A 19,085-nucleotide genomic window follows, 5' to 3' on the forward strand; every position below is an offset into this window, starting at 1 on the left:
CTCATCGGGGATGCCGGGGCCATTGTCCGCCACTTCGATGGTTATTGTATCTCCCTGCTTTTTGGTGCGTACTCTTAGAGACGGAGCATGCAGCGTCTTTACAGTCTTTAGGGCATCAAAAGCATTGTTACACAGGTTGATGATTACCCTTGTGAAATCTTCTTTGATCAGGGATACTTCCTTTACTTCAGGGTCCAAATCCAAGACTATCTCCACATCGATCGGATTCTTTCCTGCCCGCATCCCGTGAAAACTCAGGTTGACATATTCTTGGATCAGGACATTGAGGTCGGTGGGTTCTTTTTTTCCCGAACCTCCGCGGGAATGTTGCAGCATGGAAGTCACGATGGTATTGGCACGAGAGCCATGTTCATGGATTTTCTGCAAGTTGGACTGGATATCCTCAAGGTTTTCTAGGATGATTGTCTCGTCTCTGGTCTCTCTCTTCTCCATCTCTTCCAAGGTCTCGCCAATTATCTCAATAGACACCTCCGAGAAGTTATTGACAAAATTCAGCGGGTTCTTGATCTCGTGTGCGATACCGGCGGTAAGTTGGCCGAGGGAGGCGAGTTTTTCTTGCTGCACGAGCTGAGATTGCGTGGCTTTGAGTTCGCTCATGGCGGATTCCACTTCGGCTTTGGCCTTCTCCAGCTTGACAAAATCCTCAAATCGGGCATAGGCGATGGAAAATGCTTTGGCCAATGCCTGAACCAATTCCAATTCCTCTTCATCCAATGGATTGACTGCGCCAACATAAAGCATCCCCTGCGCAAAAGGGACAAAATGCAGATCAAGTGATTCAGGTGGTGCCGCAGCCCCCTGATAGGTGCTACTGTCCTGGATCTGATCCTGTTCCATCAATTGGTTGATCCATTGGATAAAGTCCTCCTTATTCCAATGCTGATGGTAAACCACTCCTTTTCGCCAGGCCTCCACTGTCTGATAGGTGAGTTCGCTCGCCCGATAGGGAAGCCTCAAAACCCCTAGCGAATTACCCTCCGGTGAGGAAAGGTAGGCTTCTACTATTTTTTGTTTTTCCCGGATAATAAAAACCCCACAGCGGATAAATGGAACACCTAGTACGGTCAATTCTTTAAAGATCAGTGGCGTGATTCTGTCCAGGTCACTGGCACTGCGCATAGAGGAGATATCTGCTCTTACCCTATCAAGCGAAGCCTGTCTCATCGCCGCCCGTGCGCTCGCTTCGGCCCTTTGAAGATCCTGAAAACGCGTGTAGGCAAAGGAAAAAACAGAGGTGGCTCTTTTTAGCAGGTCCCAGCTTTCTGAGGAAATCTCCCCCGGAGCGGCTGCTCCGATGTAGCCGTTTGAAAATTTATACAAGTGATAGGTACGCTCTGGAATGGTTTCCCCATAGAAATTACTTGTTCCAAATAATTTTGATTTTCCCTCACAGTATCGGATCCATTCTATGCGGTTCTTTCCCTGCATCAAAATGGAAGTTTTCTCAGCTGAGGATTGGAAAAAACCCCTCATCTGCCTGCCAACCCAAGTTTCTTCCAACTTGATGGTCATTTGATCGGCAACAGCCTTACCGGGATTCGATGTGTTCTTGATAGTAAACCAACATTCCGTCAATCCGCTACTCTCATCCTGGATGTAGATAGAACTTGTTTCCAGCTCTTCAACACCCAATTCCCCCATTTCCTCTCGGAGCAGTTGGGCTACCTCGATCAGTTCATCTGGACTTTGCATAGCCAAAGAGCGAGAACGGACTTTTTCCAATGCTGCTTGAATTTGGGCTTCTCTGGCTTGTTTTTCCGCTTTTTGAAGATCAAGGAATCGGGTATAGGTCAAGTCAAATACCTGAGCGAAGCGTTTGAATATTTCTTCCTCTTCACAGGGCACTTCAGTAATAATGACCAAATATCCAGTCTTAAAATAGGCTGCATGTAAGCGTTGCCAGTTTGGACGTGGAATGCCGGAAGCTTCCATGTCTTCAAAAATTTGGGCTGCAATTGGGATTTTCATGAGCCAGTTGTAGTGCTCCTGAAGCTGTGCGTTTTCCAGCGTCACAGTACGATATAGTTTCCCTTTTTCCCAACCTTCATAAAGCACTTCATGTGCATAATCCCCCACATTTGGAAGAGAAAAAGGCTCAATCAATCCATTTGTGAGACTGAGCCACCACTCGTCTTCTTTTCGGTTTTTTTCACAAAGCACAAAACCACATGTCCAAAGATTGTCCACTAAGGTATTCATTTCACCGAACAATATCGTGGCTACTTCACCCAATTCTTCGGCTTTTTGCATTCCCATGGTTCGGGATCTTACACGTTCCAAAGCAGCTTCAATACGAGCTTCACGGGCTTGGGCTTCTGCTTTTTGCAGGTCAAGAAAACGGGTATAGGTCTGATCAAAGATTTTGGTAAAACGCCGGAAAATATCATGGGCATCCGGAACTTGTTCGTAGGTGATAAACAGCAGAAAACCGTGGGAGAATTTGCAAAGGTGGTTGATTTGGTAGGTGGGCAGGGAAAGTCCCTGCGCTTCAATAGCAGAAAAAGTGGGTTTTAAATCCGGGAAGGATTTCATGTGATCATAGTGTTCTACAAGTGCATTTCCCCCAAGCTCCTGCACCATAAAAGTATCCTTGCTATTGATGAACGCTCCCATCTCATCAAAGGATGATTCACCAAATAAGCGAAGTTTAAAAGGTTCCTGAAGTACGCCTTCACTGCTCATCCAAGCGGCGGCAGATTTGCCGTCTTCGGCCAGAATGTTGAACCCACTGCTCCAGGCAGGTACTCCTAATCCCTGTACTTCCAAAAATAAGAGGTTGGCAACTTCAGGCAGTTCTTTACTGCTCTGCATTCCCATGGTGCGGGAGCGGACTTTTTCTAGGGCTGCTTCTATTTTGGCTTCGTGCGCCTGAGCTTCTGCCTTTTGCAGATCTAGGAACCGGGTATAAGCCTGCTCAAACACTCTCCCTATTTCCCGGAGGATTTTATTTTCATCCTCTTTGAAAGCCTTTCCATTGTGATTGATGATGAAAATGCTGGTATTGTTTGAAACAACACAAGATCTTGCATAGCCCATGGAATTTGACAGCAATGCTTTCTGGCGTTCAGGTGGAGTTTCGTCAAAAGGGGCATGCTTGAAAAGATGCTTGAAGAATTCCCATTTTTCCTCATAGCCGTAATTCTCCTTGAAAAATGGAATTCTGTTTTCTATACCTTTTTTTAGCTCCTTATAAATTGGTCTGTCTAAAAAAGGAATGTCAACTTTGCGGATATAGTTACCAACTCCTCCCGCACCCCAACAGCTGAAACCATCTTGTAAATCTTCATTGATTACGATAAAGGCTCCTCCGGAATTGTCCACATTGAGTGCCTTTATTTGGTCATCAACTATTTTAATGACTTCTTTTAATTCGGAGGTTTGGTGCATTGCCAAGGCCATCGCTCGAATTCTTTCCACTGCAAGGTTTATCTGTGATTCCCTTGCTTGTGCTTCGGCTTTTTGGAGGTCTAGGAATCTGGTATAGGTTTGTTGGAATACTTTTCCAAACCGCATCAGAACAGCATTCTCTTCGGCATTAAAAGGTGTCTCTGAGTAATGCTCGATATACAAGCCCACATTGTCCAGCAATACGGTGGAAATGGCAAGTCCAGGTTTGTTGAAAATTGCTTGCTGCGCTTCTTCCGTCAATTCGGGAATCAATTCAAAAAGATCCCGGTAGAATTTGTTTTTTACTTCAAAGGGGAGCAGGTTGGCAAAGAAAGATTCTTGCCTGACTTTTGCCTCCCGGTAACTGTTCCAATGAGGGGAATCAAAATAGGGAAAGGTGATTTCGGTTGGCACTCCTTGTTGGAGATCTGCCAACCAGATATGCATGTCCTCTCTTTCCTTGTAGTCAAGAATGAACCCTGCATGTTCTACATGGATACTCAAACCCACCATTTGCTCGAATACGACCTGAATAACCTCTTTGAGTTCTTCGGTATGGTGCATGGCCATGGTTCTGGACCGAACTCTTTCCAGAGCTGCTTCTATTTTTGCTTCTCTTGCCTGGGCCTCGGCTTTTTGGAGATCGAGGAAACGCGTATAGGTCTGTTCGAAAACTTTAGCGAAGCGCTGGAAAATGGCATGTGATTCGGGAACTTGCTTATAGGTAATGAATAATAAAAATCCATGCTTGAAAAAAGCAATATGGTCATACTGCGACTCAGGAAGGGAGGCACCAGAAGACACAATTTCACGTAGTGCATCACCCATGACGGGAATAGTCATGAGGTAATCATAATGAACTTTGCAATCCTCACCTAAGAATTCTTCCACATGAAAAGTTTCTCCGGCTTTGCCTTTTTCGTAAAACTTCAAGAAGAAATTTTCTCTGGGAGTTTTGTAAAATGGCAAAGTCCCTTCACGGCTACTGAACCACTCATAATCCCCTTCAGGATCATCAGCATATATATGAAAAGCACAGCCCCAGGTTTCGATACCCAATGCTCTGACCTGCTGGTCCAAAACCACTGAGGCTTCGGTCAGCTCATCAGAGTGCTGCATGGCCATCGTTCTTGCCCTTACCCGTTCGAGAGCCAATTCGATTTCTGCATCATGGGCTTGGGCTTCAGCTCTTACCAGATCGAGATACCTTTGGTAAGTTTGTGCAAACAGAGAACTAAACCGCTTGGTTATGTGAATCAATTCGGGTTGGAATTCACGGGGACTAAAGGCATAAAAAAATCCATGTTCGAAGATGAAACAATGTTGTATTTCTTTTTTGGGTAATTTTTCAAGCGGGATCTGAATCTTATAATCAGGTGCTTTATTGAGCATTCGATAATAATCCAGCAAATCCTCTCCTTCCAATACATACTTGTGGAAGGGAGTCTGCTCTTTCCAGGCTTTGCGGGCGCTTTTCAGCAAGGGGTGTGAGGTCATATCGATATTGCCGATATGCATGTTGACTTCATCTCCATTTTTGCGGGCCGTCCAAAGTTGGTTGTTTTCGTTGTCATGGTTCAGGATGCCGATGCCAAATCGGGTGCCTTCATCGACACCTAATGCAGTGAGTTCAGAGAACATCTTGACGATGCATTTTCCTACATCCTCGCTACTGTGCATGGCCATTGTTAAGGCTCTTACCTTTTCCAACGCTGCCTCTACATGCAAATCCCTGTTTTTCCTTTCCAGTTCGGCCGTCCGGCGCTTTACCGCATCACGGAGTTCAAGGTTTTCTTTTGTGATTTTCTCAAAAGCCATTGTTTCCCCTTTCTCCACACGCATGTCAGGGAGAGAACCATGCTGCTGTATTATTTTCCACCCTGACTTGGTTTCATGAAGAATCGTCGACAATCTCAGTTTGGAATAAAAAGTCAATTCCGGTGTACCTAAAATATATACATCACAAGCTTCATTCACGAGAAACATGTCACCCAAAGGTTTGGAAGAAATGATTCTATTTCTCATTTCTGTCTTTCCCACTACCTCTTGGATTTGGGCTTTGTAAAATTCTATGCCATCTTCTTTGGAATGACAGACTTCGGATTCTGATGTTCCGATCATTTCAAAAGCATCATCCATGGTGGATGCAAAAGTCTCAAGGTATCCGTTTAAATAGCTGTCCCAATACAAATTGTAGACTTTCAAAACTTCGGATTCCCGATCCTTATTGGATTTCTTCATATTGGCTTTTTGGGTAATTAATATTCTGAGGTCTACTCTTTGAATTTTACAGATTCGTCCAAAAAACTATCCTATAAATTCCAAAAACTATTTTCACATAGACCTATTTTCACTTGGAACCGGACAGTATTTCTTGTAATTCCGCCTTGAGAGAAATAAAATCTATTGGTTTGGTGAAGAATTCTTTTGCCCCCGAACTCATGGCTTTGTCGTGGTTTTCACTGTCGCCATAAGCCGAGATCATGCTGACCTGAATTTGAGGAAACTCGGATTTGACCTTTTCCAATAACTCTAATCCTGTCATTCCCGGCATGTTAATATCCGAAAAAATATACATAACCTCAGGTGGCTGATGACTACGCAAAACTTCCAATGCCTGACTTCCCGAGAAGGCAAATTCAAGCTCAATCAATCCTTCACGGACTTCCTTTCGGAGTTTCTGTCGGAACAACAATTCGACATCTCTTTCATCATCTACAATTAAAAATTTCATGGACATATTGGTTCTATTTTTTAAATTTTGGTTAATTGTTTACAAAATTTTTTTAAAAATGGAAGGGCCTGACTTTTTTAATCAACTTGAAGTTAATTCATTTTAATCAATTTCCATTTATCCATCTTTTATAACTATTAGCGACCAAATATTGAAATGAAATTTGGTATAAATAGTTTCAGATAAAATTTTCATTTAAAAGGAAAAATCTATTTCCTCTCACTTGAAAATTGCGATAACATAATTTAAAAAATACTAGAGGAATCTAATCCTATTTAGGACGAACGCAGGGATATATTGTCCCAATGTATAAAAAAAATTCCCGAGGTTTATCTCGGGATTAGGCATTAAAGTATTATATAAAAAAGCTTTTTTAAAAAGAAAGAGGTAAAAAAATTGAGGTAAAAAATGAATTCCTGTAAACCTCAAATAACAAAAAAATAATTTGGCTGCGCCTATTTCGAGGGTGGTCGAACCTCAAAACCCTGCGCTTCCAAAATATTTAACATATCATACCAATATCGCAAAAACACAATCTTACCATTCACTACCCTTCCGGCAGTATGGTAAGGAACAGGAATGGTTTTACCGGTTTTTTTGTCCTGAATAGTGTTGGTACCCCATGATAATACCCATTCACCCTCATTCCAATTGTTGGTGACTTTGACTGGCAAATAAAGTTCTCCTGAAAGGGTGTGTTTGTATTGACTGGTACTGTTGGTGTAATATTCTTTGTGCTGTGCTTTAGATAGGGAATCCAAACCGCCTCCCAAACCATAAACCATTGCCCCGGGTGCGAGTTGGGCATCCATCGTGGCAACATCTCCTGCTTGAAGAGCTTTCGTATATTTCTGTACGACCTCTAAGGCTTTTGCCGCGTTGGGAAATTCCAGAGTCGATGCGGGTTCCTGAGCATTTGAAATCAAAGGCATACACATTACAAGCAAAACCAAACCAATAGCTACTTTATAATTTTTCATACGATGTTTGTTTAGATTTAATGAAAGCAACCATTTTGATTACCGTAATGAAGTTTAGGATAATAAAAGATTAATAAAACCTATCAAGGACCAACGAGCGGTTCTATTGTCCCAACAGACAGGATTTTTTTTCTAATCAAAATTGAAATCTATAGTTCTTGATCCAAAAGACCGAAAATTCAAAAATACTATGATTAAATTATCTATTTAAAGATGAAAAAGCTAAATCACTGACTATGCCAAGACCGAACCAAAAAATCGGGATTCAGTAAATTTGGTTTATTATAAGGCAGTGAATTCATTTCCTTCATGGCAATTACCTCCCCTCCCATTGCTTTTACTATGGCATGCGCAGCAGCGGTGTCCCACTCCATCGTCGGACCAAAGCGTGGATAAAGTTGGGCTTTATTCTCAGCTACCAACATAAACTTTAAAGAAGAGCCCATACTGATAATTTCGGCTTTCGGATATTGGGAAATAAACTCAGCTGTCTCAGGATTCATATGAGATTTACTGGCAGCTATGGTCCTGATGTTGTGATCGGATACTTCAGTCAGCTTGAAAGGCTGCCCATTTCCCACCTGCTTCCAAGCTCCAACAGATTTACTTCCCCAATACATCCAATCCAAAACCGGGGCATAAACTACACCCATGACAGGAGTACCTTTATGGATCAATGCGATATTGACAGTAAATTCTCCGTTTCTTTTGACAAATTCCTTGGTGCCGTCAAGCGGATCTACCAACCAATAATAATCCCATTCTTTTCTAATTACATAAGGAATATTGATGCCTTCTTCTGATAGAACCGGCAGTCCTGTTTTTTCCAAATGCCCAAGGATTTCAAAGTGGGCTGACTGATCTGCCAAGGTAAGTGGTGAATTGTCATCTTTAGAAACCAATCCAATCTCATCCGAAAAATAAACTTCCAGAATCTTATCTCCAGCTTTTAAGGCCGCTGTTTTTGCCAATTCTGTCAATGAAGAAATATCAATTGATTGCCTGTCCATCATTTATAAATGTAATCTATGTATCAAACCCATAGCTTTTGACCGAGGTTTTTATTTAATTTGAAATAACTATATCTCGCAATATTCTTAATCCAAGAAATTCAGCCATGAACGCCAAATCTATCAAACTTTTCTTTTTCCTGTGTCTGATCACAAATATCCTTTTGATTTCCAATATTGCCTCAGCCCAGGTCTCTGTTGTGGAAAGCGCCTTTGAAACAGCCGAATCCAAAGGATTTTCGGGTGTATTATTATTGGCCATAGATGGCAAAGTTGTTTTTGAAAAAGCGACAGGCTACCGTTCCTATGAACAGAAAATCCCCCTGTTGACAACAGATATATTCGAAATGGCCTCTGTTTCCAAGCAGTTTACTGCTATGATGGTCATGATGTGTCAGGAAAAAGGCCTTCTTGAGTATTCCGACAATGCTGACAAATACCTTAATATTCCCTATAAGGGAATCACCATCAAGCAATTACTAACCCATACTAATGGACTTCCTGATTATCAGGCAGTCATGGACAAACATTGGGATAAAAATAAAGTGGCCGATAACCAAGCTATTTTGGAATATCTCCGCAAATACCATCCTCCAATGCTTGCTGAACCCGGAGAAAAATACGAGTACAGTAATACTGCATACGTTTTCCTTGCAAGCATAGTGGAAAAAGTAACAGGACGGGATTTTATCGACCTTTCTAGAGAATGGATCTTTAAGCCCTTAGGGATGAAAGACACAGACATCCGCACATTGGAAGAAAAAGCCAAGGTAAGCAACTTTGCCGCAGGCCATATCAAAAACAAAAATGGGGAATATGTCAATGCCAATAAATTCCATGATTCAGATTACACCGTATGGTTAGGTAACAGAAAAGGTCCGGGAAGGATCAGCAGCACTGCAGAGGATTTATTGATCTGGGATCAGGCATTATACAATGGCACACAGGTCAGTGAAAAAACATTGAAATCAGCATTCTCTCCCCAATCTCTGAACGATTGTACATTAAGTTACTATGGCTTTGGCTGGGACTTGGGCAAAGATGAACTTTTGGGAAAAATAGTTTCTCACACCGGTGATAATCCCGGATACAAAACGCTGATCATGCGGTTTATTGATCAAAACAAAACCCTGATTTTGTTAAATAACAATTACCATGAAGCCAACACCGAATTGGTAGAAAGTGCTGTGGCCGCATTAAAAGGATTTTGATAGGTAAGCATCATTTTTTAATCACCTTCTCTAAAAAGAGAATTCAAGACAAATACCGGTATTTAGTTTTTCGGAATTGGATCAGAAAATCAAACTATTGAGGCCTTCACCAAATCAATCTATCCCCAGAATAAAGACACGGTTTTTTGTGTTTTCATACCGGATATTGATCTGAAGCGAAATCAGAATTCCGATTATTACCAAAAGAATTCCCCAAGACAATAAGCTAAATATCGGGTTAGCTGGTTTCCTGCCCTCTAGGAAGGTTATGGCAGATTTTGAGGAAAAGTGAGGTCATATTTGTTTTTTTAATTTTAGAAAAAACTATCATCATCCTATCTTTCCATCCCCATCAATATCTTTTCCACTCTGCTCTTCAAGGATCTTTAATGTGTTGATCAAAAGAGATTTGGTCTTTTGAAGTTCATATTCTAAATAAGCTACTCTCGCTTCCAAAGTATCTGCCCTGCCTTTTTGGTCTGAAATTTGGCTTTGCTGGATAAGGTTCCAAAATAGTCCCATGTTTTCTATGGATTAGGTGTTTTGATAAATCAATGTTTTAGGATACGCTGTAGAGAGTTATCAGGTCGTTTGCCTGATCGATGCTCTTAAATCGGTTTTGGAAATCGGAAGCTGGCGAATCCGGATTCCGGTAGCATCAAAGATGGCATTAGTCACAGCCGGGGCGATGACTGGAGTGCTTGGTTCTCCACCTCCTCCGGGAGGATTTCCGGAATTGATGATATGGGTTTCGATTTTTGGCGCTTCATTCATTCGGGTAACGGGATAATTATGGAAATTACTTTGTGCCACTGCACCGTTTTCGATAGTAATTTCTCCGGTCATGGCAGCGGCCAATCCGTAGATTATTCCACTTTCCATTTGGGCAATGAATCCATTTGGGTGAATAGCAAAACCCGGATCCACTGCACAGACCACACGATGAACTTTCACCTTTCCGTCTATTCCAACCTCCACTTCTGCTACCTCAGCCACAATGGAACCAAAAGATTGGGCAATTGCTATGCCTCTGCCCCAATTTGCAGGCAGTGGTGCACCCCAATTTGACTTTTCGTAAACCAAGTCCAAAACACGCTGAAACCTTGAATTATCCCTGGTTAGTTTTTTCCTAAATGCAAAAGAATCCTGCTTTGCAGCATGCGCCATTTCATCAATGAACGATTCTGTCAAAAATCCTTGCGTCGAATGGTCGACACTTCGCCAGTTGCCCCAAGGCACATGGGAGGCAGGGCTGGAATAATGAATCAACTGATTAGGAATCGAATACGGAATATCCGCTGCTTCAGGGGGATGGTGCTTGAAGATAAACTGGTGGGCGTAAGCAATGGGAAGTCCCGATTGATCCAAGCCCGCCTTCATCCTACTGATAGTTGCCTCCCGGTAGACATCGTGCTGTGTATCTTCCTCTCTTGACCAGATTAATTTAACCGGGAAGTCCACTTCCTTTGCGATCAGGATTGCCTGCTTAATCACATCTGTCTCGGATCTCCTTCCAAATCCACCTCCCAAAAGTTGATTGTGGACTGTCACCTGATCGATATCTATTTCAAGGATTTCTGCAGCGGCAGCCCTAACTCCAAGAGGATTTTGACTGCCACACCAAATCTCACATTTACCATCGTGTAACCAAGCAGTGCAGTTCATGGGTTCCATCGTGGCATGGGCGAGAAAAGGAAGTTGGTATTCTGCTTCGACAAGGATAGCTGCCTCTTCGAATGCGGTAGTTGCGTCACCGTCTTTGAAGTGTGTATCCAGGTTTCCTTCTGCCAAATCGCTATCCATTGCATTGCGATAGCGGTCGATGATTTCTTCCTGATTCAAGCCACTATTTTCTGTGGTTTCAAATTCAATGGGAAGTACATCTAATGTAGTTTTTGCCTGCCAAAAACTATCCGCAATGACAGCCACTGCATCTCCCAAGTTTAAAATCTTTTTAACACCTTGTTGGCTAGAGGAAACTGTGGTATCCATAGATTTTACTTTACTTCCAAAAACCGGAGATGCCTTAATCGTGGCGTATTTCATTCCGGGTACCTGCACATCCATTCCAAACTGGGCTTCACCTGTCACCTTGGCCGGAATATCGAATCGTGGCTGAGAAGTCCCCATGAGGGTAAACTCTTCGGGTGATTTTAGCTTTGGTTGGGTGGGTATATTGACCTTGGCTGCAGCAGGTGCAAGCTCCGCAAAAGTGGCACTACGGTTGCTCCTCGGATGACTTATGATGCTGTTTTTGGCGATAAGCTCCTCTATCGGCACCTTCCAGGTATCTGAAGCGGCCTGCATAAGAATGGATTTGGCTGCAGCGCCTGCGATCCGCATGGCTTGCTGACCGGTAAATCTCACCGAAGCACTTCCGCCTGTAATCTGGAAATTCAGGGATTTGACGGCAGTGAGGAAAACCCCATCGATCGTTCCTTCTATAAACTTGGGGAAAGTTGCATTGCCTGCAACAAAACCTTTCAACAAGGTGAAATTGGCATATTCTTTATCAGCCGGAGCTTCCTGAAACTTCACCTTAGACCAATCAGCATCCATTTCATCAGCGAGCATCATCGCCAAGGCGGTATGCACACCCTGTCCCATTTCGGCATGTGGAATGATGGCCGTGACCGTATTATCCGGAGCGATTTTGAGCCAAACATTCATGACCGTTTCTCCTTCTGAAGCTATCAATCCGGCTACTTTGGAGGAGCGGTTTCCCGGTCGGATGGCTATTCCAATCACCAAGGTCCCTCCTGCCAAAACTCCAGCTCCTATAAATGCCCGTCTAGTCCATTTTTTCATAGCTATATTTTTTAGAGTGTGGAGGAGGATTGAAGAGCTGCTGAAGCGCGATGAATGGCTGACTTAATGCGTCCATACATGCCACAGCGGCAAATGTTCCCGGACATGGCTGCATCTATCTCCTCATCGCTTGGAGATGGATTCTCATTCAAAAGGGCTACAGCCGACATGATTTGTCCGGATTGGCAATACCCACATTGCGGCGTTTGCTCTTCAATCCAAGCTTCTTGAACGATATGAAGCGTATTTTTTTCAGGAGCGATCCCTTCAATGGTGGTGATGTTTTTTCCTTCTGCCGAAATCGCCGGTGTGACGCAAGAACGAACAGGTTGGCCATCCAAGTGAACCGTACATGCACCACATTGGGCAATACCGCATCCAAACTTTGTACCTGTCAAACCGCACTGTTCGCGGATCACCCAAAGTAAAGGTATCCCTTCAGGAGCATCTACCTTGTATTCCTTTCCATTTATCGTCAAACTAGTCATGATTCAGGGTTTTGATTTTTTTTCAATATCGGAATTTTCTTAGAAAATAAAGGTCTTCAATGGTTTAGATGATATTTTCTGCAAGGTAAAGTTGGACTTTATGATTTTTGAATTCTATGACTTGAAAGTGCAATGAACCGGCTTGAAGGAAGTTTAAAAAGAAGTTCCTTGTATCCTTCCATCGGGAAAATTTCCTGAACGAAATCGGAATTAAAATTCCAGAAAATAAAAAAGCGCAGATGCATCTTTCGAAGAGGAGTTTTTGCCAGATTCCTAACCGGCAGGCAGGTTTCGGAAGAGTAAGATCATTTTATTCGGCTAATTTTTGATCAATTAATTGGAGAATCTGAATGGAATTTTCTCTATACTCCCTTAAAATTCTAAGTCCGAACTTGGAAAAAATCATATAGTGCGCACATGCTCTGCGGTGTTTTTCGTTTTCAAAAATGTATAAAATAAATTCCTTGTTATAAGTTTTCCTGCCAAAATTCGCATAGCTGATAAACCAGTCATATTGCTGGTATTCCGCCAATATGTTTTTGGAAAGGTCAATGAGTAAGGTTTGTGATTCGTCAACTTGAGGGAGATAGTTTGAATAAAACTGGGTGATGGCGTTGGAAAGCGAATCCTCTTTGAAGTTTTGAGCAGTATTGACAGTTTTCAATAATTGATAGCCTTTGTCCAAATATTGAAAGGGTTCAAGATTAGTAATGTCACTGACGCACTTATCACAAGCTGCATAATTGGATTCGTTAAGTGTATCATAATAGGTAACTGGAATAGTGCGCTCAATAATTTCAGTAATCCTTGCATTTTTTGCTTCCAAATCCTCTATGGAAAGCCGCAAATTGAGCGTATCTGCCTGTAAGTCCTGCCTTATTTGTGTATAAACTTTGAGTAGATAGTTTTTTTCTTTCCGACTCTCATTCCAGGTATTGATTTGAAGGGCGATGAGAATACCGATAGTAACCAGGAAGATTTCGCCCAAAGCATAGACCAGGTATCGGGTTACCCGATTTTGAGAGAGCAGCTTTTGGCGGATTTTTCGGAAAAATGAGATCATTTTATTGGCAGGGGTTTAGTGTTGGTGTTATCTGTCGATTCTTTTTAATTCCACCTCTAAATCTTGAATCATTGACTCCACCGATTTTCTTAGATTTTCATAAAAGAAGCCGATATAGGAATGGGTTCGGTTTCTTTGGGTTTTGATAAAGTAGCTATAATCCTGATCAGTTTTGAGGGATTCAAAGTCCAAAGGAACCATTTTTCCTTCAAAAGAATGTTTGCCCGAATAATTCCATCCTGATTCAAATCTACCCGGCAGGATATGTCTCATATTGTATTGCACTTCAGCCAATTCTTCTGACTCCGCTTTTAGGAAAAAATCATATTGGGAATCATAGACAGCGATCAGCTTACTGCGGATATCGGTGTTTGAGATGATATCCAATCCCCTGGATTTAGCGGTTTCGAAGGAGCTGGTGGAGTGCACAAAATGCATGGGTAAGAGCGTGTAATTGAAGTGGAAAGCCAGAGAATCGTGGTAAGATCCGTCATTTTCCAAAACTTCAATGATCAGGTTTAATGCTTGCTGGCTTTTTCTGAGTTCATTCATATTGAAATTGATTTCTGCCAGATCGGTCACCAATTCAGTTTTACAACCTTTCAGGATTTCGATTTCCGCTTGTCTTTTGGACCTGTTTTCCCCATAGTTGGCCAATTCAAAAGCCCCATAAATACCGATGATGAGCACAAGGATCTCAAAAAAGTATTCCGGCCATTTTTCTTTGAGGGTGGAGAGGATTCGTTTCATGTGTTTATAATTTGTTTTTTAAAGGCCACATGGAATCTTCGCATGTATTATAGTCTTCCCTTTGCGTGTCTCTTTGGTTCATGCTCGATTTCATTGTTTGAGTTCTTTTTGGATCAGTTCTTTTAGTTTCTCGTTTTGGATAAGGACTGTTTCTAAATTGAATTCTGTGTTTTTGGATTTGATGGAGGCTTCCAAAATCAACTGTTGGAATTCAGGTGTTTTGGAAAGCTGGCTTAAATCTGGGTTGTCAATAAAGTCAATTGATATTTCTCCTTTGGTTTTGAAGGCTTTGTTATCAAACCAATTCGATAATTGGTGGACTTTTTTGTCAGCCAAATAAACCCGGATTCTTTTTTCTACCAAGTCTGAGAATTGCAAATAAGCATCATCAAGATCCTTTAAGTATCTGGCGTATGTGGTAATCTCTTTCCTGATAGCTTCGCTGGTTATTTTAGAGGCAATAGAAGGATCATTATTGATTGCGATTGGATTATAATAAATCATGAACCTGATCAAGTTGGGGTTTTCAATTTCCGAGTTCATTCCTTTGACTCCGATTTCATAAAGTGCTTGGTGTAGGTCATTGATTTTGACCAGGCTTGCCAGGTTTTCACGGTATGAGAGGGAATCTGCTTGCAAATCCTGTACAAGGTTGTTTAAAACTACCCGTTCAGATTGCCTCGCCTTGTATGCCTCATTTGCATTGTTTATTTGTAGTGCTATCAAAATTCCGATTACCAAAAGGAAAATTTCTCCGATGGCGTATTTGAGGTAACTGCCTACCTTGTTTTGCTGAAGGAGTTTTTGCCGGATTTTTCTGAAGAATTTGATCATAGGGTATCGGTTTTGTTTAGCTGTGTATCAATTCTTGTCAGTGAGCGCTGTGTGGAAATCACCAATTCTTCCAAGTTGCTGATCAAATCTTTGGCATTGAGGAGGCAAAGAAAAAACCCATTTTTATAAGCTGGATCGTTTAGCAATACTTTAATAACATCCGCGTTTCTTGCATTTTCCGTTGCTTGCTCCACTCCATCCAATATGGACATGTAATCTTTGTAGGCTTGTCCCACATCCCCGGTTCGGAAGAATGGGCCATAAAGGTATTCTTGGTAGTCGTAGCGCATATGCTCCTGATCACCGTCGATTTTGTCATAGCTGAGTTCCATGCGTAGCAGTTCATTTTTCAAACTGTCATCCGATAGGACGCCGAGGCTCCCCGAACTGATCATTTCTCTGAGGGTACTGTTATTTCGGATAAATGGATCCCAATACAATACTTCCATGGTGTGGAAATTTAGAGAATCCGTATTGGTAATAGGCGCACCTTCAAAATAGCTGATCATCACCCCGGCTGATCTTCCGGCCCTGCTGTAGCGGTCGATGCTACGGTGCAGTTCATCGAGGTTGAGTAAGAGGTCTGACCGCAAACCGTGGAGAAAAGCCGTCTCTCGTGCTTTGGTTTGCTGTGCTTCCCGGTAGTTATTTACCTGCAATGCAATCAGAATACCGATAACAACAAGAAATATCTCCCCAATCGCATAAGCAAGGTATCTTGTGACTTTGTTCTCTTGGAGGAGTTTTTGGCGGATTTTGCGGAAGAAGGAGATCAAATTTTATCGAGATAGGAGGTGATAGCTTTCTTTAGATTTTCATTTTTTTCAACAACTCTTTCGGCGTTATTTTTCAAGATTCTCAGTTTAATTCCTGATTCAAATAGGATTTGTCTGAGCTCCTCATTTTTAAATTCTTCAAAAAATCTTTCATCATTGACTAAATCAAATTTACTTCTATCAGTTTCTAGGTGCTTGCTAAAGTTGAGGAGCTTTTTCTCCGCCAGAAATGGTCTTAGCATGTCTTCAACTATATCATTTTGATTAATTATGGTGTATTCTAGCCATTCTATAGCTAAGTAATGATCCAAAAGTACTTTCCTCAGTTCTTGCTCTTTTACTACATTGGGAAGGTTGGGATTGTTTTTTTTCAGAATCAAAATATTAGGCTCTGAATACCGAACCAAATCCAGATTCCCTACTGCTTCTTGGGAAATTTTATTTTCCGAATAATCTATCAAGTTTTGATGAACATCGATTATTTTTTTGGTCCTGGAGAGGATGCTATCTAAGCTCAAGGAATCCGCTTTGATATTTTCCAAGGCGAATAATAAATATTCCCGTTCTCTGGCCTTCTCTTTTCTCCCTTCATTCCAATTATTGACTTGAAGGGCAATCAGAATTCCGATTACAACAAGAAAGATTTCTCCGATGGCATATACCAAGTATCGGGTTACCCTATTTTCGGAAAGGAGTTTTTGGCGGATTTTGCGGAAAAATTTTAGCATGATCAAAGGTTAATTTTTTGGAGGTAATTGAGGATTTCCGTTGTATTGTTAAAAAGATCTTTTTTTGTAAACAAAAGGATTTTGTTCATTGCCATTTTCCCTGATAAAGTGTTGAGCATAGATTGGAGAAGTTGCTTATCGTCAATAGTTGACCAGTATTGTTCAGATAAGGGTCCGTCTATTGTAATTGAGGTCAGCATGGAATTGGGATTACCACTTTGTGAAGCTATTCCAAGCCCAAATGAATATTGTGTATTCAAATAGATTGAAACGTTTTCATCCATAATTTTTATGGATTTAAGTTGGTCAGAGTTAAACTTAAGGATTTTTGCCTTTAGCCCGTGATCAAAGTACTCGATAATTCCGGTGTTCAAAATTGAAACTATCGTATTCCTGTTCATTTCATTGCTTGGATCAAAGAAAGGGATATATTCATAGCGGGCAATATGCCTTAAGGTATCGATTGTACTAGTCGGTTGGGATAGTCTATCCTTAAATCCCTCAAGTCTTTCAAGATCTTCTTCAATTCCTTTAATATCAACCTTTAATTGAATTGTATCCTGTTTGAAATCCTCAATTAAAGATTGGATAGTCAAACGAATCGAATGATTCTGTTTTCTCTCCTCATTCCAATTATTGATTTGCAAAGCAATCAAAATCCCGATGACAACAAGGAAGATTTCTCCGATAGCATATACCAAGTATCGGGTCACCCTATTTTCGGAGAGGAGTTTTTGGCGAATTTTTCTAAAGAAAACTATCATGGTTTGGGTTCAAAATCAGGGTCTGACAAAAAAATGATTTGGTCTCCGAGCGCCTCAAGTCGCTCTAATTTAATGAGATAATTGACAGTTCCCCAGGCTTGATTGTCCAAATGATTTTCAAATTCCAGGTCCTTAAACAACTTTTGTAATTGAGGGTTTAGTTTGGATTTTCCCGTTCCCTCCAAGAGGGAATACTGATCGATGTTCTTCATCGAGGCATTTTTTGTGAGGTAGGGGAGAAACAGGTTTTGACTAGTCTCATCCATTGTTTCGTAGCTTTCCTCCTTTTCTTTGATGGCACTTCCCCAGTCAAAAATCAATAGGCGAAGCGATTCTGAGGAAATCAGGTTGAGATTGCCTGAAGATATCAAATCAGCAAGGACGGATTGACTTGGACTGAAATCCCCATAATCCAGACTTATCGCAATAAGGCTGTCCAGGTTATGCTTTGCGAGAACATCTTCCGGTTCATTGATCAATGCCAGCGCCGCATTGGTACCGTTCAGGACATTCCGATGTAGCTTAATCGTGGCTTGAAGTTTTTCTTTGTTTTTTTGAAATTCCAGATGAAGGTCTTGCAGGATCAATTTCTCTTTGTTTTTGTTTTTCAAATTTTCATTCCAGGTATTGATGCTCAAAGCAATCAATATCCCGATGACCACAAGTACAATTTCTCCCAGAGCATAGACCAGGTACCGGGTCACCCGATTTTGCTGAAGGAGTTTTTGGCGGATTTTTCTAAAAAAGGAGATCATTTGAATAGCTAAGATTTTGTATTTGAATTAATTTCTTGATCAATTATGTGAAGGAGTTCATTGAAAAAAACCAACAAAGCTTTTTCATCATTTATCCCGTCAATTCTCCAGGAATCCACATTGCTTAAGATATCTTCAATAAGCCTATTCTCAAAAAACCAATGGTAATCGGAGGTGTAAGATCCTTTAGGAAAATCTTTGTACTCACCATCTGCCAAGATTCGATTAGAGGAACTGATTTTACCATCTATGGCAGGCCAAAGCCTATTGATTATTAGGCTTTTAACCACATCAAATTCCTCCAATCCATCGACTACTTCGCCTTCAAAGGAAGTCAACATGGATTTCAATTCTTCATTTTGAATGTAATCCAAATTACCCGAGGAGATAATTGATTTGATATAACCATTTCTGACTTCAAACGTGTACACCGTTTCGGAATTGAAAAGCAGGGTGTCCAGTCTAATGGTAGGGATAGTGGATATATCTGTTCCAAAAAGAGTTAAAAGCTCGAAACTACAGGTATGAGCAAGCTCATGGTAGGAAATATTGGTTTGAAGATTTTGAATGTTCAAAATGAGTTCAGTCCGAAGGTTTTGGAGTATGCTTTGTTCAGCGATACGGATTTTGCGTTGTTCATTCCAGTTATTCACTTGGAGTGCCAAAAGGATTCCAACCATGACTAAGGCGATTTCACCAATGGCATAGATCAGATAGCGTGTCACCCGGTTTTCGGCGAGGAGTTTTTGGCGGATTTTGCGGAAGAAAGAGATCAT

General features: G+C 41.4%; 16 protein-coding genes. 1 reads left to right on the forward strand and 15 read right to left on the reverse strand.

The features are described from left to right. The 4 genes from NU887_RS10150 to cysQ form a co-directional block, all read right to left on the reverse strand. Positions 1-5,649 (reverse strand): nuclear transport factor 2 family protein (locus NU887_RS10150; RefSeq protein ID WP_258423253.1); only part of this gene is annotated, 5,649 nt, incomplete at its 3' end. A gap of 109 nt (positions 5,650-5,758) precedes the next feature. Next, entirely contained in the window at positions 5,759-6,142 is a 384-nt protein-coding gene (locus NU887_RS10155; RefSeq protein ID WP_258423254.1) for a response regulator, read from the reverse strand. A gap of 455 nt (positions 6,143-6,597) precedes the next feature. Next, entirely contained in the window at positions 6,598-7,122 is a 525-nt protein-coding gene (locus NU887_RS10160; RefSeq protein WP_258423255.1) for a nuclear transport factor 2 family protein, read from the reverse strand. A 227-nt stretch (positions 7,123-7,349) separates the two neighbouring features. Then, on the reverse strand, positions 7,350-8,135 hold the full coding sequence (gene cysQ / locus NU887_RS10165; protein ID WP_338080992.1) for a 3'(2'),5'-bisphosphate nucleotidase CysQ: 786 nt from the start codon (positions 8,133-8,135) through the stop codon (positions 7,350-7,352). Positions 8,136-8,239: 104 nt separating this feature from the next. Here cysQ and NU887_RS10170 point away from each other — a divergent pair, with 104 nt between their 5' ends. Further along, complete coding sequence (locus NU887_RS10170; protein WP_258423256.1) at positions 8,240-9,343, forward strand: serine hydrolase domain-containing protein; 1,104 nt, start codon at positions 8,240-8,242, stop codon at positions 9,341-9,343. Positions 9,344-9,673: 330 nt separating this feature from the next. On the opposite strand, the gene NU887_RS10175 is transcribed toward NU887_RS10170, so the two are convergent. The 11 genes from NU887_RS10175 to NU887_RS10225 all read right to left on the reverse strand — a co-directional run bounded on the left by NU887_RS10175 (position 9,674) and on the right by NU887_RS10225 (position 19,085). Beyond that, positions 9,674-9,865 carry a hypothetical protein gene (locus NU887_RS10175; RefSeq protein WP_258423257.1) on the reverse strand — a complete coding sequence of 64 codons (192 nt, stop codon included), beginning with the start codon at positions 9,863-9,865 and terminating at the stop codon, positions 9,674-9,676. A 60-nt stretch (positions 9,866-9,925) separates the two neighbouring features. Continuing rightward, entirely contained in the window at positions 9,926-12,151 is a 2,226-nt protein-coding gene (locus NU887_RS10180) for a xanthine dehydrogenase family protein molybdopterin-binding subunit (protein WP_258423258.1), read from the reverse strand. 11 nt (positions 12,152-12,162) lie between these two features. Then, positions 12,163-12,639, reverse strand: a complete 477-nt coding sequence (locus NU887_RS10185) for a (2Fe-2S)-binding protein (protein ID WP_258423259.1) — start codon at positions 12,637-12,639, stop codon at positions 12,163-12,165. A gap of 310 nt (positions 12,640-12,949) precedes the next feature. After that, complete coding sequence (locus tag NU887_RS10190; protein WP_258423260.1) at positions 12,950-13,702, reverse strand: DUF6090 family protein; 753 nt, start codon at positions 13,700-13,702, stop codon at positions 12,950-12,952. 27 nt (positions 13,703-13,729) lie between these two features. Continuing rightward, the gene (locus NU887_RS10195; protein ID WP_258423261.1) at positions 13,730-14,452 is read right to left on the reverse strand and encodes a hypothetical protein; all 723 of its coding nucleotides are present in this window, start codon (positions 14,450-14,452) and stop codon (positions 13,730-13,732) included. A gap of 90 nt (positions 14,453-14,542) precedes the next feature. After that, a complete protein-coding gene (locus NU887_RS10200; RefSeq protein WP_258423262.1) occupies positions 14,543-15,286 on the reverse strand; it encodes a DUF6090 family protein in 744 nt (247 codons plus the stop codon). Further along, complete coding sequence (locus tag NU887_RS10205; RefSeq protein WP_258423263.1) at positions 15,283-16,062, reverse strand: DUF6090 family protein; 780 nt, start codon at positions 16,060-16,062, stop codon at positions 15,283-15,285. Before NU887_RS10205 ends, NU887_RS10200 begins: the two co-directional genes overlap by 4 nt. Continuing rightward, positions 16,059-16,790 (reverse strand): DUF6090 family protein, encoded by a 732-nt coding sequence (locus NU887_RS10210; protein ID WP_258423264.1) that lies wholly within the window; start codon positions 16,788-16,790, stop codon positions 16,059-16,061. The genes NU887_RS10205 and NU887_RS10210 overlap by 4 nt, the downstream gene beginning before the upstream one ends. A 2-nt stretch (positions 16,791-16,792) precedes the next feature. Further along, positions 16,793-17,554 carry a DUF6090 family protein gene (locus NU887_RS10215; protein ID WP_258423265.1) on the reverse strand — a complete coding sequence of 254 codons (762 nt, stop codon included), beginning with the start codon at positions 17,552-17,554 and terminating at the stop codon, positions 16,793-16,795. Beyond that, entirely contained in the window at positions 17,551-18,309 is a 759-nt protein-coding gene (locus tag NU887_RS10220; protein WP_258423266.1) for a DUF6090 family protein, read from the reverse strand. Before NU887_RS10220 ends, NU887_RS10215 begins: the two co-directional genes overlap by 4 nt. 8 nt (positions 18,310-18,317) lie before the next feature. Then, positions 18,318-19,085: a hypothetical protein gene (locus NU887_RS10225; RefSeq protein WP_258423267.1), complete on the reverse strand. Its 768-nt coding sequence runs from the start codon at positions 19,083-19,085 to the stop codon at positions 18,318-18,320.

The sequence above is a fragment of the Aquiflexum gelatinilyticum genome, from assembly GCF_024741135.1.
GTDB lineage: Bacteria > Bacteroidota > Bacteroidia > Cytophagales > Cyclobacteriaceae > Cognataquiflexum > Cognataquiflexum gelatinilyticum.